Source organism: Streptomyces sp. NPDC003042 (assembly GCF_053591315.1).
In genome coordinates this window covers 1-22,743 of record NZ_JBSFTP010000102.1, presented here as the reverse complement: position 1 = coordinate 22,743, position 22,743 = coordinate 1, and the positions used below count along the sequence as shown (strand labels likewise).

24 protein-coding genes and 4 pseudogenes are annotated in these 22,743 nt (G+C 69.0%); 13 read left to right on the top strand and 15 right to left on the bottom strand.

The window, feature by feature from the left end:
* Positions 1-64: 64 nt before the first annotated feature.
* Positions 65-430 (bottom strand): hypothetical protein, encoded by a 366-nt coding sequence (locus tag ACWDYJ_RS32725; protein ID WP_451569232.1) that lies wholly within the window; start codon positions 428-430, stop codon positions 65-67.
* A gap of 145 nt (positions 431-575) precedes the next feature.
* Here ACWDYJ_RS32725 and ACWDYJ_RS32720 point away from each other — a divergent pair, with 145 nt between their 5' ends.
* The 5 genes from ACWDYJ_RS32720 to ACWDYJ_RS32700 all read left to right on the top strand — a co-directional run bounded on the left by ACWDYJ_RS32720 (position 576) and on the right by ACWDYJ_RS32700 (position 5,909).
* Entirely contained in the window at positions 576-1,079 is a 504-nt protein-coding gene (locus tag ACWDYJ_RS32720) for an RDD family protein (protein WP_451569231.1), read from the top strand.
* A 331-nt stretch (positions 1,080-1,410) separates the two neighbouring features.
* A complete protein-coding gene (locus ACWDYJ_RS32715; protein ID WP_451569230.1) occupies positions 1,411-2,448 on the top strand; it encodes a PP2C family protein-serine/threonine phosphatase in 1,038 nt (345 codons plus the stop codon).
* A 386-nt stretch (positions 2,449-2,834) separates the two neighbouring features.
* On the top strand, positions 2,835-3,422 hold the full coding sequence (locus ACWDYJ_RS32710; protein ID WP_451569229.1) for a TetR/AcrR family transcriptional regulator: 588 nt from the start codon (positions 2,835-2,837) through the stop codon (positions 3,420-3,422).
* Positions 3,419-3,799, top strand: a complete 381-nt coding sequence (locus tag ACWDYJ_RS32705) for a hypothetical protein (RefSeq protein ID WP_451569228.1) — start codon at positions 3,419-3,421, stop codon at positions 3,797-3,799. Before ACWDYJ_RS32710 ends, ACWDYJ_RS32705 begins: the two co-directional genes overlap by 4 nt.
* Positions 3,800-4,427: 628 nt before the next feature.
* On the top strand, positions 4,428-5,909 hold the full coding sequence (locus ACWDYJ_RS32700; protein ID WP_451569227.1) for a hypothetical protein: 1,482 nt from the start codon (positions 4,428-4,430) through the stop codon (positions 5,907-5,909).
* Between the two features lie 127 nt (positions 5,910-6,036).
* Here the strand turns inward: ACWDYJ_RS32700 and ACWDYJ_RS32695 are convergent.
* The 3 genes and pseudogenes from ACWDYJ_RS32695 to ACWDYJ_RS32685 form a co-directional block, all read right to left on the bottom strand.
* Positions 6,037-6,141, bottom strand: a pseudogene (locus tag ACWDYJ_RS32695) (transcriptional regulator); the annotation flags it as partial.
* Between the two features lie 181 nt (positions 6,142-6,322).
* On the bottom strand, positions 6,323-6,547 hold the full coding sequence (locus ACWDYJ_RS32690) for a Ku protein (protein ID WP_451569226.1): 225 nt from the start codon (positions 6,545-6,547) through the stop codon (positions 6,323-6,325).
* A gap of 141 nt (positions 6,548-6,688) precedes the next feature.
* Complete coding sequence (locus ACWDYJ_RS32685; RefSeq protein ID WP_451569225.1) at positions 6,689-7,669, bottom strand: GNAT family N-acetyltransferase; 981 nt, start codon at positions 7,667-7,669, stop codon at positions 6,689-6,691.
* Between the two features lie 681 nt (positions 7,670-8,350).
* Between ACWDYJ_RS32685 and ACWDYJ_RS32680 the strand changes: the two genes are divergently transcribed.
* Entirely contained in the window at positions 8,351-9,475 is a 1,125-nt protein-coding gene (locus ACWDYJ_RS32680; protein ID WP_451569233.1) for an SMP-30/gluconolactonase/LRE family protein, read from the top strand.
* Between the two features lie 56 nt (positions 9,476-9,531).
* Here the strand turns inward: ACWDYJ_RS32680 and ACWDYJ_RS32675 are convergent.
* Positions 9,532-9,918 (bottom strand): annotated as a pseudogene (locus tag ACWDYJ_RS32675) (transposase); the annotation flags it as partial.
* A 440-nt stretch (positions 9,919-10,358) separates the two neighbouring features.
* On the opposite strand from ACWDYJ_RS32675, the gene ACWDYJ_RS32670 reads away from it, so the two are divergent.
* The gene (locus ACWDYJ_RS32670) at positions 10,359-10,799 is read left to right on the top strand and encodes a hypothetical protein (protein WP_451569224.1); all 441 of its coding nucleotides are present in this window, start codon (positions 10,359-10,361) and stop codon (positions 10,797-10,799) included.
* 165 nt (positions 10,800-10,964) lie between these two features.
* Here the strand turns inward: ACWDYJ_RS32670 and ACWDYJ_RS32665 are convergent, their stop codons facing one another.
* From ACWDYJ_RS32665 to ACWDYJ_RS32650, 4 genes are all read right to left on the bottom strand, one after another.
* A complete protein-coding gene (locus ACWDYJ_RS32665; protein ID WP_451569223.1) occupies positions 10,965-11,252 on the bottom strand; it encodes a hypothetical protein in 288 nt (95 codons plus the stop codon).
* Complete coding sequence (locus ACWDYJ_RS32660; RefSeq protein WP_451569222.1) at positions 11,252-11,500, bottom strand: hypothetical protein; 249 nt, start codon at positions 11,498-11,500, stop codon at positions 11,252-11,254. The genes ACWDYJ_RS32665 and ACWDYJ_RS32660 overlap by 1 nt, the downstream gene beginning before the upstream one ends.
* A gap of 17 nt (positions 11,501-11,517) precedes the next feature.
* Complete coding sequence (locus ACWDYJ_RS32655) at positions 11,518-11,862, bottom strand: RRQRL motif-containing zinc-binding protein (protein ID WP_451569221.1); 345 nt, start codon at positions 11,860-11,862, stop codon at positions 11,518-11,520.
* A 277-nt stretch (positions 11,863-12,139) separates the two neighbouring features.
* Positions 12,140-12,442 carry a hypothetical protein gene (locus ACWDYJ_RS32650; protein WP_451569220.1) on the bottom strand — a complete coding sequence of 101 codons (303 nt, stop codon included), beginning with the start codon at positions 12,440-12,442 and terminating at the stop codon, positions 12,140-12,142.
* 63 nt (positions 12,443-12,505) lie between these two features.
* On the opposite strand from ACWDYJ_RS32650, the gene ACWDYJ_RS32645 reads away from it, so the two are divergent.
* Both ACWDYJ_RS32645 and ACWDYJ_RS32640 read left to right on the top strand, forming a co-directional pair.
* Positions 12,506-13,060 carry a hypothetical protein gene (locus tag ACWDYJ_RS32645; protein WP_451569219.1) on the top strand — a complete coding sequence of 185 codons (555 nt, stop codon included), beginning with the start codon at positions 12,506-12,508 and terminating at the stop codon, positions 13,058-13,060.
* A 237-nt stretch (positions 13,061-13,297) separates the two neighbouring features.
* Positions 13,298-14,302: pseudogene (locus ACWDYJ_RS32640) on the top strand (IS110 family transposase); the annotation flags it as partial.
* Positions 14,303-14,438: 136 nt separating this feature from the next.
* Here ACWDYJ_RS32640 and ACWDYJ_RS32635 read toward each other — a convergent pair.
* A complete protein-coding gene (locus tag ACWDYJ_RS32635; protein ID WP_451569218.1) occupies positions 14,439-14,942 on the bottom strand; it encodes a hypothetical protein in 504 nt (167 codons plus the stop codon).
* Positions 14,943-15,742: 800 nt separating this feature from the next.
* Between ACWDYJ_RS32635 and ACWDYJ_RS32630 the strand changes: the two genes are divergently transcribed.
* Entirely contained in the window at positions 15,743-16,435 is a 693-nt protein-coding gene (locus tag ACWDYJ_RS32630) for an N-acetylmuramoyl-L-alanine amidase (RefSeq protein ID WP_451569217.1), read from the top strand.
* A gap of 16 nt (positions 16,436-16,451) precedes the next feature.
* Here ACWDYJ_RS32630 and ACWDYJ_RS32625 read toward each other — a convergent pair whose 3' ends face one another.
* Positions 16,452-17,927 (bottom strand): M1 family metallopeptidase, encoded by a 1,476-nt coding sequence (locus ACWDYJ_RS32625; RefSeq protein ID WP_451569216.1) that lies wholly within the window; start codon positions 17,925-17,927, stop codon positions 16,452-16,454.
* A 632-nt stretch (positions 17,928-18,559) separates the two neighbouring features.
* On the opposite strand from ACWDYJ_RS32625, the gene ACWDYJ_RS32620 reads away from it, so the two are divergent.
* Positions 18,560-18,739 (top strand): DUF6381 family protein, encoded by a 180-nt coding sequence (locus ACWDYJ_RS32620; RefSeq protein WP_451569215.1) that lies wholly within the window; start codon positions 18,560-18,562, stop codon positions 18,737-18,739.
* Between the two features lie 467 nt (positions 18,740-19,206).
* Here the strand turns inward: ACWDYJ_RS32620 and ACWDYJ_RS32615 are convergent, their stop codons facing one another.
* The 4 genes and pseudogenes from ACWDYJ_RS32615 to ACWDYJ_RS32600 form a co-directional block, all read right to left on the bottom strand.
* On the bottom strand, positions 19,207-19,590 hold the full coding sequence (locus tag ACWDYJ_RS32615) for a hypothetical protein (protein WP_451569214.1): 384 nt from the start codon (positions 19,588-19,590) through the stop codon (positions 19,207-19,209).
* Entirely contained in the window at positions 19,542-19,862 is a 321-nt protein-coding gene (locus ACWDYJ_RS32610; protein WP_451569213.1) for a hypothetical protein, read from the bottom strand. The genes ACWDYJ_RS32615 and ACWDYJ_RS32610 overlap by 49 nt, the downstream gene beginning before the upstream one ends.
* A gap of 51 nt (positions 19,863-19,913) precedes the next feature.
* A pseudogene (locus ACWDYJ_RS32605) lies at positions 19,914-19,970 on the bottom strand (hypothetical protein); the annotation flags it as partial.
* Positions 19,971-20,094: 124 nt separating this feature from the next.
* On the bottom strand, positions 20,095-20,625 hold the full coding sequence (locus tag ACWDYJ_RS32600; RefSeq protein WP_451569212.1) for a GNAT family N-acetyltransferase: 531 nt from the start codon (positions 20,623-20,625) through the stop codon (positions 20,095-20,097).
* 265 nt (positions 20,626-20,890) lie between these two features.
* On the opposite strand from ACWDYJ_RS32600, the gene ACWDYJ_RS32595 reads away from it, so the two are divergent.
* Both ACWDYJ_RS32595 and ACWDYJ_RS32590 read left to right on the top strand, forming a co-directional pair.
* Positions 20,891-21,820, top strand: coding sequence for a hypothetical protein (locus ACWDYJ_RS32595; RefSeq protein WP_451569211.1), 930 nt, complete (start codon positions 20,891-20,893; stop codon positions 21,818-21,820).
* Between the two features lie 593 nt (positions 21,821-22,413).
* Positions 22,414-22,584, top strand: a complete 171-nt coding sequence (locus ACWDYJ_RS32590) for a hypothetical protein (RefSeq protein WP_451569210.1) — start codon at positions 22,414-22,416, stop codon at positions 22,582-22,584.
* The last annotated feature ends 159 nt before the right edge of the window (positions 22,585-22,743 follow it).

The following is a 22,743-nucleotide window of genomic DNA, read 5'->3' as shown; positions in this document are numbered from 1 at the left end:
CGCCGATCAGGCGACGGCCGAACCAGTGGTATCCAAACCACCGACACCCGCACTGACGAGGTAATCAACACCTCCCGCACAGCGGGGGAAGCTCAACAGCCCGCGGTTGCACCGGATAGCCGATCCGGGTGATGTCCTCGGCGAGGTCCTCAAGTCGAACCGCGGGGTTCAAGGCCGAGACGACTTCCTGCGTCAGCGGCTTGAGGTCATAGACGTGCCGGACCACTTCCAGGGCCGGTGTCACCTCGTAGTACCCCTCGACGAACTCCAGACAGGCCTCGGCTCTACCCTCCAGCAGGAGCCCGACCAACCCCTCGGCACCGTCTGCGTCATCCTCGTCCTGGTCCGGGACCTGAATGTCGCCGCACTTCCACTCGTCCGGGCGAAGGGGCGGAAGGCCTGCGGGAGCGAGTCGAACAGACCTGGCCATGGCGCCGGGGGCGACACCCGACAGGCAGTGATCACGCCGGCCGTTGCCATCGCATTCCCCGCCGTGGCCACGGCGGCCCCCGCCGTAGAACTCTCCATACAACCGGAATGTAGGATTCCGCCGATCCGCGAAAGAAGGAACGCCAATGTTCGACTCCTTGGCCTCCGGAGGCGACCTCGGTCGGTTCCAGGCGGCTCCGGGCGCCCGCCCCGGCTCGCCGGCGGGTCTCATGCCGCGCTGCGCCGCAAGTGCCATCGACCTGGTCATCGCTGTCGCGGTCATTCTCGTTCCGCTGGTCGGCCTCGACCGGATTCTCACGGCCGCCGGTGTCGGCGACGGTGAAGCCGGTGTGATCTGGCGCACCACCGCCGCACTCGGGGTCGCGGCCTTCCTCCTGCTCTACTCCCCGCTGAGCGTGTCGCGCTGGGGCGCGACTCCGGGCAAGCGGGCCCTGCGCCTCGAAGTGACGCACTTCGAGACCGGCGAGCGCATCGGCTACGGCCCGGCCGTCGTCCGGCACCTCACGAACCTCGTGGTGACCGGCATCCCGGTGCTGTGCGTCGCCAACGTCTCGTCGATCAACCTGGGCAAGGACCGCCGTGGCATGCACGACAAGGCTTCGGGCAGCGCGGTGATCCACCGCCGGTGACGGTGCGGTCAGGGCCGGCTCAAAGGTTCAGGCCCGATGGCAGCCGGGCCGCATCGGTGTGGCGTCGCCGCCAGGACGCGTAGACCTCCTGCCACAGGTCTGGTTCCGCTCCGCCGACCGCTTTTTTCGCCGATGGCGCCGTGCCCACCAACGTCACGCTCCCCGCACCCCCCGGTAGCCGGCGCGTGGTGAGGGCGACCGGAAGCTGGGAGGCGGCGGGCAGCCGACGCTGTTCGTCAGAGTGCTATGCCCTCATTGCGCAGATATTGTGGGAAGTGTGATCGAGTCTGGACGGCCGCGGCTACGTAGGCGCCCGGGCCCGGGAAGACTTGTGCGGCTGTCGCCGGTCATCCTGACCGTCGTCATCGCCAGCCTGGCCTACACCACTCCGCCGGAAATGGCCTTCAGCCGCCTCCTGCCCGCGGCGCCGGCCCTCGCCGCCGCCATGTGGCCGGTGCTCCCCACCGTCCTGCTCGGGACGGTCTGCCTCTTTCTGATGATCGGCCTCAGCCTCGTCTTCCCCGATCTGGGGACGTGGTGGACGGCCGCGGGGATCATCGCGGTCACCGTGGCCGCCGCGTACGGAAGCCATGTCCGGCTCCAGCGGGAGCGCACGCTCTTCCAGGTACGGCTCGTCGCCGACGCGGCGCAGCAGGTGGTGCTGAGCCCCATGCCACGTCGCATCGGCGGCATCGAGATCGAGTCGCTGTATCTCGCGGCCGCGGCGGAGGCCCGCATCGGCGGGGATTTCTACGAGGTGGTCGACACGCCATACGGGGTCCGGCTGCTCATCGGTGACGTGCGGGGCAAGGGCCTGCCGGCAGTGGGGGCGGCCGCGGCGATCGTCAACGCCTTCCGGGAGGCGGCCTACGGCGAGACCGACATGGTCGACGTCGCACGCAGGCTGGACGCCAGCAGCACCCGTTACAACGCCGCCTTTCCCCCCGAGGGGCCGATGGAGCGCTTCGCCACCGCCCTCCTCGTCGAGATCCCGCACGAGGGCAGACGTATCGACATCCTCAACTGCGGACACCCCCCGCCGCTGCTCCTGAACCGCGGGAGACTCCGTGTCCTCGAGCCGGCCACCCCATCGCCACTGCTCAGCCTCGCGGAGCTGATCGGCGATCACTACAACGTCGACATTTTCGACTTCGCCCCCAACGACCTGCTGCTCCTCTACACCGACGGGATCGCCGAGGCCCGCGCCCGCGACGGCGAGTTCTTCCCGCTGGCGGCTTGGATGCGTCGACAGCCCCCGACACCGCCCCGCGAACTGCTCGCGGCTCTTCACCGCGATCTCCTCCACTACAGCAGGGGGCGCCTTGACGACGACATCGCCGCCCTCGCCGTACGCCTGTGCGAGCCCTGAGGCGCGGAGTCCCAGCGAGCGGCCCGCACCACCACCACCACCACCAACGGCGACGGCCAGCACGTGGTGAAGGTGCGGTACACCGGTGACCCGGTGCCCTTCCCCACCGGCCGGCTTGAGTACGCCGTGCGGACCGGCGAGCTGGGGCGCACCGCTCACCCTGACGACGGAGCCCGTGCGCCAAGGGCGGGAAAGCCTGTCGGACAAGATCAGCACCCGGGTCCGGGTCCACCTGTAGTAGCCGAGCCGGAAACCCGACCTTCACCGCCCCGGTAAGAGCTGTGCCGGGGCGAGGGTACGCGCGGCGGATGCTGCGGCGGGCGATCACTCAGTGGCGGTACACCGGGGGTTGTTTATCAAACGGGTCGACCCGTAAAGTAAACGGCATGAGTTCCTCTCCGCCTTCCCGGGGGCGTCCCAGGGATCGCCGCGCGCACGAGGCGATCGTCCGGGCGACCGCAGAGCTCGTGGTGGAAGTCGGCTACGCCGCCACGTCGATCGGCGGGGTGGCCGCCCGCGCCGGTGTCGGCAAGGACACGATCTACCGGCGGTGGCCGGGCAAGGCGGAGCTGGTCTTCGAGGCTGTGTTCACGACCACCGACCATGCTCCGATGCCGGACACCGGAACGCTGACCGGCGACCTGACCGTATTGCTGGGCGGCCTGCTCGACGAGTTCCACGCGCCTGCCGCCGCCGCGGCGCTCCCAGGACTGCTCGCTGACTTCGCCGCCGATCCAGTGCTCAAGCAACGCATCCGCGCCGACTTCCTGGCCCCGTCGAAGGAGCGACTGCTGATCCTCTTCGAGCGCGCCGCGCTGCGCGGGGAGATGTCGGCCGACACGCCCGTCGATCTCGTCCTGGACGCTCTGGCCGGAGCCGTGTTCTTCCACGTCGGTCTCGTCGGGGAGCACCCTGACGCGCAGCTGGCCGGCCGACTGGCTGCTGTGATAACCAAGGGAATCGAGATCCGATGAACGGCTGGCTCCTCGCAGCGGGCATCACCGCGTTCGGCGTGGCCGCGGCGCACATCGCCGCCGGTCACCAAGACGTGGTGCGCCCCCTGCTGTCCTGCGGGCTCGCGGACGAACCCAAGCGCGTCCTTCACGCCGTGTGGCACATGGTGAGCGCCGACCTGGTGCTGTCCGCGGTCGCTCTGGTCCACCTCGCGCTGACGGACGGTACGTCGACGCCTGGGCCGGTGGCGTGGTTCGTGGCCGCACACTTCATCGCCTACGCAGTCGCCTTTCTGGTCGTCACACTGTCGGTCGGCTGGCCGAAGCCCCTGCTGCGGCTTCCGCAGTGGATGCTGCTCTTGCCCGTCGCGGTCCTGACGGTGGTGGGCGCCGCGTAGCGATTCCCTCGAAGATCCCGGACATGTCCTTGACCGGTACGGCCCGGAAGCGCATCGAGGACCTCCCCGCTGCGCCGCGACCAGCAGGACCCCGCGTACCGCAAGGACATCCGTACCCTGACGATCCTGGTGTACTGGCTCGGGCCCGAGACGGTCCACGACCTCGCACTGCCAAGCGGGCCTGCCAGTTCCCCGCCGACCGCGGCCTGATGGCCGAGGACCCGAACCGCACCGGGACGCGGACCAGGCGCGGATCGAGACCCCTACCGGCAAGCTGCCGCCGACCGCCTTGACGGTCGGTCACCTCGTGTCAGGGCCGGGTTCCTGGTTGCCTCGCTGGCGAGCGGGAGTTCCCCAACGTGCATCTGGACCAGTGGAGGCGCTGGCCCGCCGCCGGGACCTGCCTGCCCTGCTCGACCGGCACGTTCCCCTCGACCCGGACCGGGCTGCGGTGCGGCTCGGCGTACGCCGAGCCGACTTCGTTTTCATGGACTGGGGGGTCCGAGCAGCCAGTTGCCGGCGGCGCTGGGGTCCTCGCTGAAGTAGTGGTCCCCATCATCCTGGACATGACAGCAGGCGCACTGGCATGATCACGGGCTTCCCCCCTCCCCGTGAGTAAAGGTCAGTAATGACGACATCTCATACGCTTCCACGTATACCCTCACGTACGGCCTCTCGTACGCCCTTCTTCCGGCGGACCAGTTGGGTCGCCGCGCTCGCCGCGGCAGTCCTCTCGGTACCCGCACTCGGCGCCCCCGCGCAAGCGGCTCCCGGCGACCCGGCAACCGCGTCCTCCTTCAACCTCAAGTCCGGGCCGGACCTGAGCGGCCAGGTGGCCGACCTGAAGGCGGCCCTGCCGGTACAGGGCGTCCAGGACCTGCTCGACCAGGGCAACCGTGTTGCGAAGACCGGCACTTCCTGCACCACGGACCCCTTCGGCACCGGTGACAACGGCACCGTGCTGGTTCCCGCCAGGAAGTTCTGCTGGGACGCGGGCGACTCCGACACCGAGGAATGGATACCGCAGGGCATCACTGGTGTTTCGGACGCCCAGGCCGACGAACTGTGGGGCACCCGGAAGCCGTTGGTCACCGCCTGGTACGACAAGGCCGGCAGCGGCCTCTGCTCGTCGGACCCGGGGACCTGCTACGACAAGGGCGTGCGGCTGTCGTTCCTTGACCCGGAAACCGCGATAGCGGGCAACCCCGAGGGCCGGCGGTACCGTCACGTCCTGCTGGTCGAGCCGTACTACAACTCGTACGGCAACGCCTCCTACAAGGCGGTCGACGTCCACGCCGGCGGCATCGCCTGGTACAAGTACTACCTGTACGTCACGGACACCATGAACGGCCTGCGGGTCTTCGACATGCGTTCCCTTCTGGACCTCAACCCGGACCAGGACGCCTCGGTGGACGACACCACGCTCAACGGCCTGAAGAGCAACGTCAGGGACGAAACGAAGATCGGCCGGCAGAGCAGCGTCTACTACGGCCACACGTACCGCTATGTGATGCCGCAGGTCGCCTCGTACCAGTTCGTCAGCGCCCAGGGCAACTCGTCCGCGGGGACCTGCGTCGCGACCGGAGCCCCCAAGGCGTCCTACATCTCGATCGACCGCAGCGCCACCGCCGCTCCGGCGCTGATCATGGGCGAGTACTGCAACTCCGACGCCACGCACCCCGAGAAGGGGCGGGTCGGGGCACTCCCCATCGACGACGCCACGGGACTCCTCAAGACGGTCAACGGCGTGGTCGGCGCGACGAGCGCGTACTACTTGCCGCGCGACCTCACCCAGGGCGCGGCCCGCTACAACGGCATGTACTACTTCAACCGCAGCTGGGAGAACAACAGCGGCAGCCTGCGGCGGGCCAACGTCTCCGGCGGGCGCCTGGTGGACTACGGCGGCAACATCACCAACGCGGCCGGGCCCGAGGACCTGTCCTTCGAGCACGCCCAGAGCGTCCTCCCCGCGGGGTCGGGCACCCAGTACCTCTGGTCGCAGACCGAGCACCGCATGAACACCGCGGACCCGCTCTGCACCGACCCCGGCTCCCCCTGCGGCCGGGTGGTCTACGCACACCGCGTGAGCGACATCCTGAGCCGGCCGTAACCCCGGACCCACGCAGAACAGCCCCCGGCGTGACGCCGGGGACTGTTCGCGTGATCCTCACGCGCCCGGCCGTAGTCCAGTTCTGCGGTGCCAGGGTGCGCAGGACGCAGAACTCGTTGTCCCCTGCGCGCTCGGCCACCTGCGTACTGGTCAGGCCACGCGCCGGACGGAGCCGGCGCAGCTCCGCGCCCAGCCGGCGTCGTCTGACGGTCGGATTTCCGTTCACCGCCACGGCGGTCCACCTCCGGCTCGGGACTGTCTGCCGACCACAGCAATGGCCGCGGCCGGGCCAGGGCGAACGTATTCGCCGCGCAGTGATGATCAACGGGCCCTGCCTGGCGAGTGTCATCTCGCGCGAACGCAGCCGCGCGCACAGCCCGAGCAGGGTTCACCCGAAGGCCATGACCTTCCACCTATCTGCCGGAAATGCCCGCTTGCCTGCTCGGTCCCGTGTTGGTGATCTCTTGGCAGGGGATCTCGACGTCCTCGGCCTCGCATAGGCGCCGCAGCCGAACCCTGGAGCCGTCTTTCTCGTGCACCTGGCGAAGCGGGATGTCGTGCTCCTCCGTGGCCGTGAAAAGCTGGACTGGGATGGTGACCAGCCCAAACGATATGGCCCCCTTCCAGGTCGCTCTCATACCGGCGCTCCTTCCCTGGGGCCCTCAGGCTAAGCCGAGGTCAGACGCCGCGACACTCGGCGACGACCACCTGTCCGGCCGGCGGGCGAGGCGACGACGCAGCCCACCAGAAGCTGGAGCCTGGTGGCCAGACGGGCGGTCTCAGCGCCAGTCGTCGATCACATAGGCGTCGGGGTGGCTGTAACCGGGCTCGTTGGGCCGGTGCATCGTGACGCCCTGCAACCCAGTGCGGAAACCACGGTCGATCAGGCGCCGATAGGCATCCGGGCGGCCCAGGTTCATCCCGGCGTCCAGCTGACTCAGCCCGCGCTCGGCCGCCAGTTGCTCACATGCGTCGAGCAGTCGCTCGAAGCGGTCGGCGGCCTCCGGGCCAGGGCGTACGGTGCCGAATTTGACGAAGCACACGTCCTCGCCGGCCTCCGATCCGGCTCCGCAGTGGCAGACGGCCAGGCCATCGAGCTCGGAGCCGCCGCCCTGGAGCAGGATGGTGTCACCGAGTCCCTGCGTGTGCACGGCGACGATCTCGCGTTCCAGGTCCAGGCCCTCGTACACGGCCCCGGTCAGTGCGCGACAGGCACTGAGGCAGGCGGGCTGATCGGCGGCAGGCAGCTCGCTGTACATCACCCGGCCGGGGACCGCGGAGCTGCCCGCGACTTGCTTCTTCATGATGGCCGTGAGGAATCGGGGCCAGAAACCGTACCTGCGGTAGAGCTCAAGGTGCTTCGGACTGTGCGAGAAGGTGAACAGGCCCAGGTGGCGGTTCCCCCAGGTGTCGAAGCAGTCCATGACCGGATCCATGAGGCGCTTGCCGACGCCCTGGTCCCACAGGTCCGGACGCACGGTCAACGGTCCGAAGTACCCGACGCTGCCCCAGTTGGCGGCGAAGTTCGATCCGGCCAGTTCGCCCTCGATCGTCGCTGCGAAGGCCGCGTGCGGATCGGCCGCCCAGCGCGTGCGGACGTAATCGGCGGTCTCGAAGAACGTCTTCGGCTCGGGGACCCCGAGGAACGTCCCGAAGGCGACCCGGAAGATCTCATCGGCCTGATCCAGGTCCGCCTCGGCCAACGGGCGGACTGACACCGGGCCCGCGACGGTCTTCCGCTCCGCTGCCGGTGAGGTCATCGCTCTCTCCTTCTCGGACCCCCGTTTCATCACACCACGAGCAGCACCGCATGGCGAAGCGAACGGTCGCCGACAGCCGAGGTCGGTGACCAAGCCCGATTGCCTTGCCACCCCGCCGGTGAGCGCAGGACGCCGACACCGATCACCCGGGTCGGTTCAGTGCTCGGGTGAGTCCGTGATTGGCTGCCCGTGCTGCTTGCAGGTCTTCCGTTCGTTCGTCGAGCTGGCCCTGCAGATCGACTACTTGCTGTTGGAGAGGGGTGATCTGTCGTTGCAACTGGTCGATGTCGACGGAGGCCCCGAAGCCCGAGTCACGCCAGACCTGTTCCCCCAAGGACTCGGTCGGCGTTCCTCCGCAGCACGGCATGACCTCCGCGATCCGCCAACTCGTCCTCCAGGCCCCGGCCCCGTCATCGCAAAGGCATTCGCTACCACGACAAGACCGCTTCACGGCTGGTCACCGATTGGACCGTCTGGAGGCTTTTGCGGGGCCGCTTCCCGCGGGAGCGGCCAAGCCGGCCCTGCCGATGCCACCGTGAACGGACGGCGTTGACAGGGGCCGAAGGTGCACCGGCTTACTTCTGCGGCCGGCCGCGTCAGTCGTCGTCCGGGCGCCGGGAGGGTCCGCACGGTCACGGTCTTCGCGACAGTCTTCGCCCGATAAGCAGTGGAGGACAGTGCATGGCTGGGTGGATGCAGGTGGGCTTGCTGTGTGGGGCCTTCCTGGCTCCGGCGGTCTCCGGGCCGCTGGGGCCAGGATTCCCGAAGGGGGGCATCGTCACCGTCCCCCTCGATGCCGCGCAAGGCCAGCTCCCTGAATCGATCACAGCCGACCGTGCTGGAAATCTGTACTTCTCCGGTAGGACGAAAGTGTGGAGACTGCCGGCGGGCAGCCGCCGGCCCGTGTTGGTGGCCGCTCTCCCCCTGCCCGACGTCGCTGCCCCGCACTTCGCCGGAGCGCTCGGTGTCGCCTACGGTCGGGACGGGCACCTCTACGTGGTCAGCGGTGCCACTTCGGCTGACCTCGATGCGGCACGGGTATGGCGGATCTCCCCCACAGGACAGGTCCGGCTACACGCCCGGCTGGACCCAGCCGGCATGCCCAATGACTTGGCGTTCGATGCGTCCGGGAATCTCTTCGTCACCGACTCGCGACTCGGCCGCGTCTACAAAGTGGAGCCCCCGCGCGCGGCTCGGAGCGAAGCCACCGTGACGACCTGGCTGACAGGCTCCCTGCTTGCTCGCGACCCTTCAAATCCCGGTGCCCCCGGCAGGTCGCTGGGGGCGAACGGAATCGCCTTCGACGTCGCGGGCAGGAACCTGTACATCGGAAACTTCGACAGCGGACACGTGCGGGTCCCTCTCGAGCGGTATGGGCAGCCCGGCGAGGCGAAGGTCTTCGCTTCGGGGCCCGTCCTCAAGGGAGCCGACGGCCTCACCCTCGCAGAGGATGGAAGTCTGTATGTCGCTGTGAACACCCAGAACAAGATCGTCACGATCAGCCCGCACGGCTCGCTCTCGGTCATGAAGCTGCCCACCGGCGTCCTCAACACCCCCTCCAGCCCGGTCTTCACCAAAGGCACCCACGATCTGGGGGAAGGCACGCTCCACGTCTCGAACTTCGCGCTGCGGGAGTTCCTCGCCGGTCGGCCGCCCAGGCCCGGCATCGTCGACATCCCCGCACCGGCCGCCGGGTCCTGGCCGGGTTCCCCCTCGGCCGGGACAGGTCCTGGACGTCACCTCGGCCCTCACCCTCTTCCCGAAGCGGCCCCTCTGGGGCAGCGAGGAGAGCGGCGGCTTCCTTGACGATGCGGCCGGTGTCGGTTCCCGCCAAGTCGTCCCGGAGATCGTGAAGAAGCCGGCGTGGCGGCGTGCTCGACGAGGTGCTGGCGGTAGCCGCCGTCGACCCGGGCCTTGCGGACGGTGGGATGGTCGGAGGCGACCCGTTCGATCAGGGTCTGGCCGGTGATCGAGTCCTGGACGCTCGCGGCGGTGACCATGGCCGCCAGGAGCAGGCCGACGGTGTCGATGACGATGCTCCGCTTGCGGCCGACGGTTTTCTGGCTGGCGTCAATGCCCTGCTCGGAGACGGGCACGTTGGTGGAGGTCTTGATGCTCTGCGAGTCGATGACACACGCACTCGGCTCTTCCTCCCGGCCCTCCTGCCTGCGGACTTGGCGTCGGAGCAGGCTGTTGAGCTGGTCGAAGACGCCCTCCTCTTGTCAGCGGGCGAAGTAGGCGTAGACGAGAGCCCCGCCCGTCCTTGTGTGAGGACTGCGACCAGCGGTTCGTTACCGACGTCCGCGGGGCCTGGCCGCGCGGGCACCGGCCTGAGGAGCAGGAGCAAGCTCTGCCCGAGCAGAAGGCCGGCGGGACCTGGCTCTCCCGCTTCCGCCCCGGGCAAGCCTCCTGACCACCGGGCAAGCCTCCTTGGGTCCAGGCGGCAAGCCCGGTGATCGCGGGCAAGCCACCCGCGAACGGGGGCCTGCCCGCGGCCGCCGCAGCGCGTCGCGCGGGAACTGCGCCACGGCGATCTCCCGAACGACGGCCGCGGGGAGCCGGCCTGGCCCGCGCCGCGCCTGTGGGCCGGGACGCTAGTCGGCCAGGCGTCGCAGCGCTGTTGGCCGGCGTTGAGACGTTGCCGGGACCCTGGTGCGCGGGTGGCGGCCGGGCAGGCTAGTTTGCTCGGATGAGTCTCCTTGATGATGTGGCCGAGCGCGACGGCTGGCAGTGCTGGGTGTGTGACGAACCGGTCGACCCCGACGAGTCGGTGAACGACCCGCGGGGGCCCAGTGTCGACAGCCGGACCGCCGACCGGAAGGCCAAGGTCGCCGAGCGGCTCGCGCACCGCGGGTGCAACACCCGCAAGGGCGCGGTCAAAGTGGTCATCGCCTGGCCGGAGCGCCTGTTTGTAGTCGAACCCGCGCCGCTGATCGCCGTTGCCGAGCGGCTGGAGCGCAAGGGTGGCCGCGAGATGGTGGGCCGTTGTCCGACAAGGAAGGACGCCCAAGAAGCGGCGGATTGGCTGGTGGACCGGTTCTCCCGACTGGTACCGGGGATGCCGGTGACCGCCGACATCCAGGCGGGCGGCGGCCAGTTCCTCGTCATCCTGGCCACCGGCCGCCGCTGACCGCGGATCGCCCGCGCATACTCGCGTCGAGGTGGTGGTCATCTAGCCACGCTGCAAAGCCTGGCCAACTTGCGTGCGAAGGCACAGCGGCCTCCCGCATCCCGCGCCGGGTGCGGGGAGGGTTGCACCGGAGGGCGGCTGAACCGTTGGTCACCCAGAGCCGCCCTATGGTGACGGCATCCCTGCCGTGGTCTGCGGGAGTGTGGGGTTGGGGGTGGTCAGGACGCGGAGCAGGACGGCTTCGATGCCGGCGCGGTCGGGGGCTGTGGTGGCGGCGAGGCCGCGCAGGGTGAGTCCGTTCATGGTGGCGGCGGCCGCGGTGGCGGTGACCGGGTCGGTGTAGTGGGCCAGGGCTCGCACGGTGTGTTCGGTGTAGCCGGCCTTGAGCGCGACGGCAGCTGCGGTGCCGGTGAGCGGGACGGCCGCCAGCAGCAGGACGGTTCGGGGGCGCATCAGGTGAGGGGGATGGCGCGGCAGTTGCTGGCGTGGGTGTTGGCCTGGTCGCGGGCCTCGGACAGGCGGTGCTGGTCGTAGATGTCGTTCCCGTCACGGCAGCCGTGGCAGTGCCATCGGTGGTTCTTGTGGATGGAGCCGGGCCCGGTGACATCGAGGTAGGAGCCGCCAAGGGTGACGTACCGGATCTGGAGGTTCTTGGGCCGGTCGGGCTCGGTGAAGGCGGAGGTGCGGACTGCGGTGGTCATGGGCTGTCCCTTGCAGGTCAGGCGGCCAGCCGGTGGGTCACCGGTGCCGTAGCGGTGAAGTAGGTGTCGGGGCTGGGCTCGTAGCCGCGGTGGCACGGGTCGCAGCAGCCCTGGGTGCGCAGCGGGAGGCAGAAGTAGTACCGGCGGGAACACCGGGGACAGGTGGACCTGGCGGCCATCGCCCGGTCCAGCGTCCACTCCTGCGCGAGCGTCGGCGTCCGCTTGGGCCGGGCCAGTTCCACGCTGTAGAGCCAGCCCCTCGTGGGGTGGTTGCAGGACTGGTCGGGCAGGAACGCGCGGTACTTGCAGCGCAGGACCGCAACCGGGTCGTGCCCGCCGGGGCTCAGCCTCTTCTCCCGCAACTGCCGCGGGTGAGAGGGCCCTCTGGAATGGCCCCCGCGGTCATGCTCCGGCAGCGTCGCGTCGGTACGCGGCACTCGCTTGGTCTCGCGGCGCCGCTTCCTGCGCGCGGGCGACTGGCATGCCCAGGCTCTGCGGCACTTGTTCAACCGCATGCTCGGACAGCTCCACCACGGCCTTCAGACCCGCGTTCCGTTTGACGAATCCATCGCCTTCCCACAGCCCGCTGGGACCTGATGGGGCTCGTTGAACTCTGATCGTGGTGGCGTGAACCTCAGGTCAGCGGCGGGTACCCCATACGCGCAGGATCCTGCTCGCTTCGTTGATGATCGAGGCGTCGGCATCCGATACCAACACCGAGGACAGTTCCTTGAGCTGTGCGAGACCTTCCTCGGACTGACGGCAGACATCGTTGATTGCACCGTCGAGGTAGTCACCGGTGTTGTCGTCCGCGCTGCCAAGCGCCGCAAGGACCATGCGCAAACCGCAGACGTCCCCCCGTTCGAGCAGAGCCTCCGCCGTCTCGCGAGTGACAGCAGTGTCTTGACCATCGATCAGCAGCCGTAGCAGTACCTCAGCCACTCCGGCATCCTCTGTCGAGCCTGCTAGACGCCGACCAGCTGCCGCTCTGACGAACCGGTCAAGGTGATCGTCACCGCCGGCGGCCGGCAGAACGCGAGCACGGCCCAGCCCACCGCCTCCGAGCTCACGTATGCGCACTTCGAGCCGTCAGAGTCGCTCTTCACCGGGCAGGTACTTGCCGTGCACCCCCAAGGCGATGGAGTGTTGCAGAGCGAGAAGTGGTGGTTCGTGCCGCCCGGCGCGGCCCGCGAGGATCTCGCGGCTGCCGGGACGCTCACGATCCAGGCGACCCAGGGCTCGCTGACGGCCCAGCACAGCCACCCGGTCGAGCGCCCGGGCAAGCCCAACCGCTTGGTCGTGGACAACGGCAGTCACCGGATCCTCATCTACGGGTTCGCGCCCGGAGCGCGGATCCCGGTCGGGCTCTACAAGACCGACCCCCCAACCGAATCCGAAAGCCGTGCCTCACTCGTCCGACAGATTGGCACGGTCGTGATGCCTCGCTCGAGAACCGTCGTCTTCACCGTTGCCGACGCCGTCGTCAAAGAGACCGGTAACCAGGGCTCGTACTGCGTCACCGTACCGATGCCGGAGCAGTACAACTGCCCTCAGCCTTAGCTTGTCCTACCTTTCAAGCGTGGGTCTGAGGCGGTCATTCGTAGGATCGTCGGGGCCCGGGGGTCCCGGGTATGGCTATGAGCTTGTCGCCGTCCGATGGCTCAAATGACTTGGCCGCCCGGAGCCCCGCGACGACTCGACCGCTAATTGGGATATGCGACTCGATCGCTGCGTAGGACAACCTCGGCGAGGTCGTCTGCGGGACTGCAGTTGGACGACGAGCTGGCGGAGGTGACCGTGCCGCAGATCTGGGCAGGCGTGGACATCGGCAAGGAACATCACCACTGCGTGGTGATCGACGCGGAAGGCGAACGCCTACTGTCGCGGCGAGTCCTGAACGATGAGGCCGCTCTATTAGAGCTGATCAGCGACGTACTGGCTGTCGCTGAGGACGTTCTCTGGGCGGTGGATATCAACCACGGCGGGGCCGCCCTGCTCATCGGCTTGCTACTCGGCCACGACCAGCCGATGGTCTATCTCACCGGCCTGGCTGTTCATCAGGCATCGGTTGCCTATCGCGGCCAGGGAAAGACGGACGCCAAGGACGCCTTGGTCATCGCCGACCAGGCCCGGATGCGCAGGGACCTCGGCGTGCTCCGGCCCGGCGACGAGATAGCCGTCGACCTCAAGATCCTCGTCAGGCGTCGCACCGACCTCGTCAACGACCGCACTCGCCAGATCAACCGGCTCCGGGAGTAACTCCTGGAGATCTGCCCGGTCTTGGAGTGATCGTTGAGTCTGACGAACAAGGGGCCGGCACTGCTGCTGACCGGTTACCAGACGCCGGCCGCCATCCGCCGCAGCGGTGCCAAGCGCATCGAGACCTGGCTGAAGAACCGCAAGGTCAAAGGCGCCGCCGCGCTTGCCCAGGCGGCTGTCGAGGCGGCCCAGGCCCAGCACACCTCTCTGCCTGGCGAAAGACTGGCCGCTTCGATGGTGGCCCGCCTAGCGAAGGGGGTGATGGCCCTCGAAGAGGAGATCGCCGAGCTCGACGCTCTCATCGAGGCCCGGTTTCACGATCACGCGCATGCCGAGGTGATCCGCAGCATGCCCGGCATGGGCGCCCTGCTCGGAGCCACCTTCATCGCCGCCACCGGCGGCGACATGGAAGCCTTCGGGACGCCTGACCGGCTCGCCGCGTTCGCAGGCATGTCACCAGTGCCCCGCGATTCCGGCCGCGTCAGCGGCAACATGCGCCGGCCACGCCGATACCACCGCGGCCTCCTGCGGGCGTTCCACCTAGTTCATTAGCCGAGGTCCGCCATGTCTGCTCAAGCATGTGGATCAATCTGTTACGCACGGGGAAAGGCGCCGGGCCGCCGCGTCCTGAGCCAGGTGGTGCGGCCCTGCGCGGATTTGCGCCGTCCGCCCGCCGGGCTCACGCGTGTGTCCGCTCCCGCAGGAGGGCTTCGCGCTCGGGCGGTTTCGGTGTGCCACCGCTGTGGTCCCGGCTCCAGGTCGTGAGGGTCCGGGGGTCTGCCGTGCCCTCCCGGAAGCGGGCCAGGAGGCGCTGGGACAAGGCGATCTCCCGGGAGGTGTAGCCCCTGGTCGCCGCCGGCACCCGCACCTCCTCCGCGCCGTCCTTCGTCTCCAGGACCAGGAACATCTGTGGCGGTTCCTCTCCGCCGTAGCTGGACCCCAGCGTGACCACCGCTTCCAGCACCGCCGCCAGGAATCGGCCTCCGCCCCTTGCGTCGCCCTCCACGGGCGCGGCGTCCACGCCCGCGGAGCGCAGGATCGACCACGGCCACGCCCGGATGCCGTCCGGGCCCCGCGCCTGTACCCCTTCGGAGGTGAGGCGAACGCAGTGGCCTTCCGCGTCCGGCGGGGAACCTACGTACACCGAGTCCTCGGTGATCCAGAACAGTCCTACCATCGCCACGGCTGACTCCTGACGTGCGTGCCGGTCCGCTCCAGCTCCCGCGATCGTTTTCGTCGCCCTGCGGCGCCTGGTTCCAGTAAGCCCCACCCTGCCGAGCGGAGCATGACCCTGCATCTCGGGGCTTGACCGTCCGCGGGGCCAGCGCCTTCGTCCGCTGCTGCGCTGGAGCCAGCCCCGCGGCCGGTGGCGGGCACCGACCCGCCGAGAGCGTCGGGCGTACAGATCGACCTTGGACTTCGGTAGCACCCGGGCCCCCTGCAGGGCACAACCATGGTCCCGAAGCAAGCACTCAGGCGTTTCTAGAACTTGGCGACATCACTCGCCCCTGGAACCAGCCGTTCCCGGCGCTCAGCGTCAGACGTTCCTAAAACTCACCTACAAAGCCAAACAGGGGGCGCAGGTGACAGAACAGCAGTCACGTCGCCTCTTCTAGCTGGCCGAGCCTTTCACGTTCGTCGTCGACTCGGCGGGTGTGCTGCGGCTCGCGCCGCGCCGGAGCGAGCACGTGGTGTGTGCCGGCGGCGTTCGCCACGAGCGCGCGGGAATCGGCCGGCGGGCCCCGGACGAGGGGGGCCGGGACCGGTGGCATGGCGGACCGTATGGCAGTGGAACGGGTGGCGCCTGCCGACGGGGACGGGCCCGGTCAGGGGTGAGGGTGTGCAGCCGATTGGTGGGGGATCGGCTTGCTGGGGTGCGGGCACTGGTGAAGGATCAGATTACGGGATGTGTCGGCTATGTATCGTGATGCCACGATTCGCGGCGTGTCGTCCTCTGCCTGCTCGACCTCATGAGGAGTGGCCATGGAAGACAGCCCGCTCAGCCGTCGACGGCTGTTGTGGGGTGCTGCCGGCGCGGCGGGTACGGCTCTGGCCGCTGTCGGGCTGCCCCAGCTGATGGGGCCCGGGGAGAAGGTGAAGGCTGTGCTGCCGAGCCCCGTGCGCAAGGCCCCCGTCGCCGCCGGCCCGCCTGCGACCCTGCGTCCGGACCCCTCGGTGGACTACGCCCCCGCCGTCTGGATCGAAGCCTCAGAGTCCAACTACACGCCCTCCGACCGTCCCGAGGCGTATCCCATCGAATACGTCGTCATTCACCTGACAACGGACATCTTGCCGATCATGCTCGCCATGTTCAAGGACCCCACCGAGAGGGTGTCCGCGCACTACGTGATCAGCGCAACCGGCACGCGGATCGCCCAGTGCGTGCGCGAGCGCGACGTCGCCTGGCACTCCGGCAGCGTTTGGTACAACCACCGGAGCATCGGTATCGAGCACGAAGGCTGGATCGACCAGCCTGTTTACACCGACGAGATGTACGAGGCATCCGCCGTGCTCACGGCCACGATCTGCGCGAAGTACGACGTGCCGGTCGACCGGGACCACATCCTGGGCCACATCGAGGTCCCGCTGTCCACTCACGAGGACCCCGGGCCCGCGTGGAACTGGAACAAGTACATGAAGCTCGTCGAGACCGCCCACCGGCGCATCAGGACCTGACACCGCGTCGACCCCATCACGCGGGCTTGCCGTCGCCGTAGAGCCACGAGTCCCAGATCGAGTCGAGGTCCCGGCCGGCCTTGGCCTCCGCGTACGCGGTGAAGTCGTCCGTGGAGGCGTGGCCGTGGCGGTGGCGCAGGGTCCAGCCCCGCACCAGGGTGCGGAAGGCCTCGTCGCCTACGGTCTGGCGGATCCTGTGGATCACCATTGCGCCGCGCACGTACACTGGCTGGCCGGAGATGTCCGAGGCGCTCGGCGGCTCGGCGGGCGGGAAGTCCCACTCGTCGTCATCCGCGGCCTTGGCGTGGTTGCGGTCGAAGTGCTCCTGGGCGCTGGCCCCGCCGTGGTCCTCGGTCCACAGCCACTCCGCATAGGTCGCGAAGCCCTCGTTGAGCCACATGTCCCGCCAGGTCCGCGGGGTGACGGAGTTGCCGAACCACTGGTGGGCCAGTTCGTGCACCACGTTGGTGGTGTGGAAGATATCGGCCGGAATGGTCGGCCTGGTCTGGGTCTCCAGGGCGTAGGGCGCATCGGCCGCCTGATCGACGATCACCCCGGCGGCGGAGAAGGGGTAGGGACCGAACCTCCCCTCGGCCCATTCCATGATCTCGGGGAACCGGCCGAGGACCGCTCCGTCCTCGTCCACGCTCGCGGTCGTGTCCATCGCCGACACGACCGGGACGCCCGATCGGGTCCGGGAGGTCATGATGTCGTAGCTGCCGATGGCCACGGTCGCCACATAGCTGGCCATGGGCTCGGCCTGGTGCCAGTGGAAGGTGGCGCGGTCGCCGCTGGTGCGCCGGGCGCGCAGCCGCCCGTTGGAGATCGCCTGCACCCCCTTGGGGACCGTGACGGTGATGTCGTACGAGGCCTTGTCCGAGGGGTGATGGTTGCCCGGGAACCAGGACATCGAGCCCGTCGGCTCACCGAACGCGACCGCTCCGTTGTCCGTTCTCAACCAGCCTTCGCGCCACCCGTGGTCATGGGTGATCGACTCCGGCGTGCCCGCGTAGTGCACGACGCTGCGGAAGGCGGCGCCCTTCCTGAGGTGATCGCGCGGCTGCAGGGTCAGCTCCTGCCCGTCCTGCCGAACCCGCGCCTTGCGGCCGTCGACGGTGGCGCTCAGCACCTCCATGCCGAGGAGGTCGAGATGGAAGGCGCTGAGGTCCTCGGTGGCCTTCGCGGTGATCTCCGCAGTGCCCTCGAGGCGGCCGCTGCGGGGGTCGTAGGCCAGGGTCAGGGCGTAGTGGGTGACGTCGTAGCCGCCGTTGCCGAGCTCCGGGAAGTACGGGTCACCGGCGCCTGCGGCAGCGGGGTGCCCGCCCCGGAACACCGTGCCAGCAGCCCCCGTCCGAGCGGTGTCCGCGCCGGTACGGGCACCCGCCCCACCGCCGCCACGGCCGTCGGACTCCGAGCACGCGGGGAGTGCGGCGAGCAGGCCCGCGACCGCGAAGGCGGCCAGACGTCCGGAAGTCTTCACGCAGCCGATCATGACCCAGCCCCCAGGTGCCCCGACCTCGCCGCGCCGTGCGCATGGCCCCTCCGGCGGGCACGGCCCGGATGCCGCCGGTCGGGTTGCGCCGACGGGGTGCCATGGACGGAGCGGCACGGTCGGGGCGCGGCGATCGTGCAGCGCGGAGCGCGAGCGGCACGACCCACGCGCGCGTCTAGGGACTGTGTGATGTCGTGATCAACCGGTTGCTCGCAGGATGTCTTCGAGCCAGATCGTCGCGGCTCGGAGTTCGAGGCCGGCGAGGTAGCTCTCGGGCGTTTTGTCGTAACGTGTGGCGATGCCGCGCCAGTCCTTCAGCCGGTTGATCAGGCGCTCGACATTCAGCGCGTGCCCGTGTGGCTGATTGCGTTGGTCACCACAGCAGTCGGAAGCGGGGCCGCTTGGTGGACGAGCCGTTGATGCGAGGCAGGGCCTGAACCTGTCGTCGGTCAGTGAAACTGAGCAGTCGTCACGCTCCTGATCCGTCCGTTCAACACGCCGGTGACGCCACGGCCAAGCACGCCAGTGCGTCGGCCCTTGGACATGCCGTTCGGGATGCGCACATGGGGGAGCGCTGTTTGGCTGGTGTGGCCCGCCTTCCCAAGGCTGTCTGACACCTGATGGAGTGGATCATGAGCGTTGCGGATGAGTTTGGTGACCGCATCCGGCACATGCGTGCCAAGGCGCAGGAGATGGAACAGGAAGCGGAGCAGGTCGCGGACCCGCAGGAGCGTCAGCGGCTGAAGGACAAGGCCCGCCGGCTCAAGCAGCAGAGCGACCGGGAGAGCAGTGAGGGCATTGACCCCATGTAGCGGTGGCGCGCTGATCGTCTCGACGTGCGCAGGCGGCTACCCCGGTTCGTGCCGGGCGGCGGGGTTGTCATCGTCGCAGCTCGGCTTGTGCCCCGGTGCTCATGATGTGTAGAGCTTGGTGGTCTCGTTGTGGCCAGGGTTTGCGGTTGACCGTTGACCACTTCCTCAGCTGGTTGCTGACCGCCTGGAGGGGATGGGGGTCAGGCGAGGGACGCCCGTGGCGGCTTTCTTCTCTCAGCTTGTGGTCCTGGGCGGCCGGAGGCGTCGACGCGACGATGTGCCGACAACGCGCACACCGTCAGGTGACCGGTACGAGTGGGCCCGAGGGGGCCGTCCGACGTGAACGGTCGCGTCTGCGTCGGCTCTGATGGTGACGGGTTGCCCGTCCGCACGGTCGCAAAGCGCTAACGACTTGGTCCGCGATTGAGGTTTGGGCGTGCTGGCCTGGCGGGTCGGCTGGTGGTTGATCAGCAGGCGGCCTGCCGGGCGAGCACGAGCTCGGTGCTCGGCTTGCGGCGGGTCGGTCGGCGAGCCAAACGGTCCGAAACCAACGAAGCGATCGCCTGGTGGGTCGCGGCGTAGTCCTCGCGTGGGCCGGTATAGCGCTGGAGCGGGCACCAATGCCGCAATTCGGCGTTGGCGTGCTCACGCAGATCCGCTCCGAAGGACTGCCGTCGGCGCATCTCCCGCCAGGCGTACTGCTCGCCGAGCGGCGCGTCGCCCTTCGGCTTCTTCGGAGGGGCGCTGATCTGGTCAGGGAACTCGTTGGCCAGCCTCCGGTAGCCCTCGTCGACCTCGGCCGTCACCTTCGGGTGGAGTCGGCACTGCTCGGCGATACCCTCGGTGCGCATCGCGGTCTGGTCGTGTATACGGCCAGGTCGGTCCGCACCCGACCACAGCAGACGGCCCTGGCCGCGCTGATGGTGGTGGTCTTGATGGTGTTCTGCTCCTTCTTGCCGGAGACGAAGGCCCGCCGTCCGGGCCTGCCTGCCTTCGGGCGGCGAACCTGGGTCTCGGCTCCATCGATCCGCAACCGGGTCCCCGCGACCTCGGCGTAGGCGAACACGTCCGCCAGGGTCCGAAGTCGCACGCCGGGGTGGTCGGGGACTGCGAAGCCACGCATGGCCAGCAACGGGCGGATCTCCCCGATGGCGCGGGAGATCGTGGAGCGGGCGATGCCGTACAGCGCGGCGAGCGTGGCGTGCGGGAGCCCGGTGCGTAGGTGGACCAGGGTGACGAGCAGGCGGTCGGTGAAGACCAGGTCGTGCTTCGGGCGGCTCTTCTGCGGGACCTGTCCGAGCTGGGAACGTCCCTGCAGACGAGCAAACGCAGCCGGCCAAGCACCGGCCCGAGCATCAAGGCCTCAGCAGTCCGCCCACCCACCAGTCGTGCGACTTGCCATCGTTGGCGATGCCGCGATTGCGCAGTGTCCCTTCGACGGTGAAGCCGAGTTTCTCGGCGACGGCACGCGAGCCGGTGTTCCCGGCCATGGCCCACCACTCGATGCGGTGGACGTCGAGGGTGGCCCAGCCCCAGTCGCACAGGGCCCGAGCGGCCTCCACCGAGTACCCGCGTCCGCGCTGTTCCTTGACCGCCCAGTAACCGAGCTCCCAGACGCCGCGGCTGATGAGGGTCAGACAGTACGAGCCGACCAGGGCGCCGGTGTCCTTGCGGAACGCGCCGAGGGTGTAGTCCCTGTCCTCGGCCCACTGAGCGGGCAGCTTCTCGCCGACGAGCTTCTCCGCGTCCGCACGCCGGTACGGCACCGGCACCGGGGTGTAGAACTGGATGTCCTCGTCCTGGCAGGCTTCGTACACCGCATCCACGTCGGCAGGTGTGAAGGCCCGCAGCACCAGACGGTCGGTCTCAAGAGTCACTGGATCCATCGCGGCAGTATGACCACCATCAACAAGCGGCGACCAGCGAATATCCCGACCGAGCACCGCCCATCACAACACCCCGGGCTGGTCAACGGTCGTCGCAACACCCCAGATCGGCTGCCCCGAGACGGAGCTACACCCACCATCAATCGCGGACCGAGCCGTAAGCATCCGGCTCCCTCGCTGAGGTACGTACACACAACCGGTGCGGCTCGCGCGGTTCCCCGAGCGCGCGGGTTGGTGGATGCTGAACGTCGGGGGTGGTCGCGCCATGGCTGGTGAGAAGAATCGGCAGATCGTGATCGAAGTGGGGGAGAGCAGGTTCTACCCGGAGCCGCTGGGGTGGACCGAATACTCGACGTTCCGGGTGGTCGGATCCCGGCCAGGCGGCATGCTCGACCGGAACGCCGTCCGGGGTACGGCAGCCGAACGCGACGAGTGGCGGGCGGCGGGCGAGCTGTTCCACCGCTCGATGCGCGAGGCGGAGGACGTGTATCACGCCGTCACCCGGCAGGGCGCGGGCCGTTACCTGCCCGGGGCACGGCGGCGGAAGGAGCGCGCTGCGGAACGCTTCCGGGACGTCCTGGCCGCGGCCGAGGAGCGCTACGCGCCGGTGCGAGCGGAGATCAGGCGCCGTCTCGCCCTCGCGAGGGAAGAGGTGCGCCAGGAGCGGGAGGAACTCAAGCGCCGCGGGGCGGCGGAGGAGGCCGAGAGGAAGGAGCGGGAGCGGGTGAGGCTGGCGCGCGGGAAGCGCTGCCACGCGCTGGCGAGCCAGGCGATGTGGGGTTGGGTGCTGGTCGGCGAGGACGGCACGACCGCTCTCGTCCACCGTCACGACGTGGACCCCGCGCAGCCGTTGCCGACCGCCTCAAGACGGTCTTCGGAGCCTCTGAACGCGTACGCGCTGGCGAGCGAGCTGGAGAAACTCGGACAAGGGGAAGGGCTCACCTCCGTCCGGTGGGAGAAGGCAGCCTGCGAGAGGGTGGTCAGCGAATGCTCGACGCCGGAGGACCCGGTGCAGTTCGGGCAATGGTGGACCGAGGCCACCAGCGGCCGCTGGCGGTCGCCCGGTGAGCTTCCCCCGCCCTCGTCGTCCTCATCCGGCCCGGGCCACGGACGCGGCCACTCGGGCAGCGATTACGGCGGCATCGGCGGGGACTTCGGCGGCGGCTTCAGCGGTGGTTTCGGTGGCGGCTATTAGGGTCGTTGCTCGGAGGGGTCGGCCAGCCAGGCCGGACCAGACGGGGCGCCGTGAGCGGCGTGCCGTCACGTGGTGCTGTCCTGCCCCCGCACTCGGCGACCCGCTTGGGCTCGGACCGTTTCGCTGCGAAGCAAGCCACTTGTTGCCCACACAGTGAGGTCACGGCCGAGCCGAGCGAGGTTGGCCTCTCACCCGGGGCGTCCACCGGGGGGAGTGCCCGTGTCCTACGGAGGGCGATAAGCCAACCGCTCCGACGTACCGCTCACTCAGCTGGTCATTGACCGACTATGCACAAGGCATCGTCGTAAAAGCCATGAACCATCCCTACCGAAGCGGATACAGAGGCTGGTACAAACTCCGTCGACGGGACACCACCGAAGCGATCGTCGGAGCCATCACCGGCACCATGACCCGCCCCCAGCTCCTCCTCCTGGGCCGCCACGACACCCACGGCCACCTACACCCCATCGGCCGCACCGCCCCCCCTGCGCCCCGAAGCAGCCCGTCTCATGGGCGGGAATCTGACTGCGTCAAGCCCTGAACACCCATGGGCCGACATTCAATTCACATCGGCATGGGGCAGCCGAGACGTCATGGACGTGACACTGGTCCACCTCGAACTCGTCGCAGAGATCAGCGCCGACACCGCCGTGGACGGGGGCGGTTTCTACCGGCACCCGGTGCGCTTCAAGCGGCTGCGCCTGGACGCGACGGTCGTGGATGTTCCCCGGTTCGGGGAGGGCCCGGCCGCGGCGGCCAGCTGAGTACCGGCAGGCGCCTTCAGTCCCGTATCTGCGTGAGTCGGAGTGCCGGGCGGGTGAAGCCGTGCCCCCGCACCTCGCTCGCTCCGCCCCAGGACAGCCCGGAAATGTCACCCGATCGAGGGGTGGGGCCACTTCAACCCGTTCCTCCGGGGCGCCACC

Coding starts and splice junctions, on each gene's coding strand:
- ACWDYJ_RS32725 (WP_451569232.1), bottom strand. CDS start 430: ATGGCCAGGTCTGTTCGACTCGCTCCCGCAGGCCTTCCGCCCCTTCGC.
- ACWDYJ_RS32720 (WP_451569231.1), top strand. CDS start 576: ATGTTCGACTCCTTGGCCTCCGGAGGCGACCTCGGTCGGTTCCAGGCG.
- ACWDYJ_RS32710 (WP_451569229.1), top strand. CDS start 2,835: ATGAGTTCCTCTCCGCCTTCCCGGGGGCGTCCCAGGGATCGCCGCGCG.
- ACWDYJ_RS32705 (WP_451569228.1), top strand. CDS start 3,419: ATGAACGGCTGGCTCCTCGCAGCGGGCATCACCGCGTTCGGCGTGGCC.
- ACWDYJ_RS32700 (WP_451569227.1), top strand. CDS start 4,428: ATGACGACATCTCATACGCTTCCACGTATACCCTCACGTACGGCCTCT.
- ACWDYJ_RS32690 (WP_451569226.1), bottom strand. CDS start 6,547: ATGAGAGCGACCTGGAAGGGGGCCATATCGTTTGGGCTGGTCACCATC.
- ACWDYJ_RS32685 (WP_451569225.1), bottom strand. CDS start 7,669: ATGACCTCACCGGCAGCGGAGCGGAAGACCGTCGCGGGCCCGGTGTCA.
- ACWDYJ_RS32680 (WP_451569233.1), top strand. CDS start 8,351: ATGGCTGGGTGGATGCAGGTGGGCTTGCTGTGTGGGGCCTTCCTGGCT.
- ACWDYJ_RS32670 (WP_451569224.1), top strand. CDS start 10,359: ATGAGTCTCCTTGATGATGTGGCCGAGCGCGACGGCTGGCAGTGCTGG.
- ACWDYJ_RS32665 (WP_451569223.1), bottom strand. CDS start 11,252: ATGCGCCCCCGAACCGTCCTGCTGCTGGCGGCCGTCCCGCTCACCGGC.
- ACWDYJ_RS32660 (WP_451569222.1), bottom strand. CDS start 11,500: ATGACCACCGCAGTCCGCACCTCCGCCTTCACCGAGCCCGACCGGCCC.
- ACWDYJ_RS32630 (WP_451569217.1), top strand. CDS start 15,743: ATGGAAGACAGCCCGCTCAGCCGTCGACGGCTGTTGTGGGGTGCTGCC.
- ACWDYJ_RS32625 (WP_451569216.1), bottom strand. CDS start 17,927: ATGATCGGCTGCGTGAAGACTTCCGGACGTCTGGCCGCCTTCGCGGTC.
- ACWDYJ_RS32620 (WP_451569215.1), top strand. CDS start 18,560: ATGAGCGTTGCGGATGAGTTTGGTGACCGCATCCGGCACATGCGTGCC.
- ACWDYJ_RS32615 (WP_451569214.1), bottom strand. CDS start 19,590: ATGCGCACCGAGGGTATCGCCGAGCAGTGCCGACTCCACCCGAAGGTG.
- ACWDYJ_RS32610 (WP_451569213.1), bottom strand. CDS start 19,862: ATGCGTGGCTTCGCAGTCCCCGACCACCCCGGCGTGCGACTTCGGACC.
- ACWDYJ_RS32600 (WP_451569212.1), bottom strand. CDS start 20,625: ATGGATCCAGTGACTCTTGAGACCGACCGTCTGGTGCTGCGGGCCTTC.
- ACWDYJ_RS32595 (WP_451569211.1), top strand. CDS start 20,891: ATGGCTGGTGAGAAGAATCGGCAGATCGTGATCGAAGTGGGGGAGAGC.
- ACWDYJ_RS32590 (WP_451569210.1), top strand. CDS start 22,414: ATGGACGTGACACTGGTCCACCTCGAACTCGTCGCAGAGATCAGCGCC.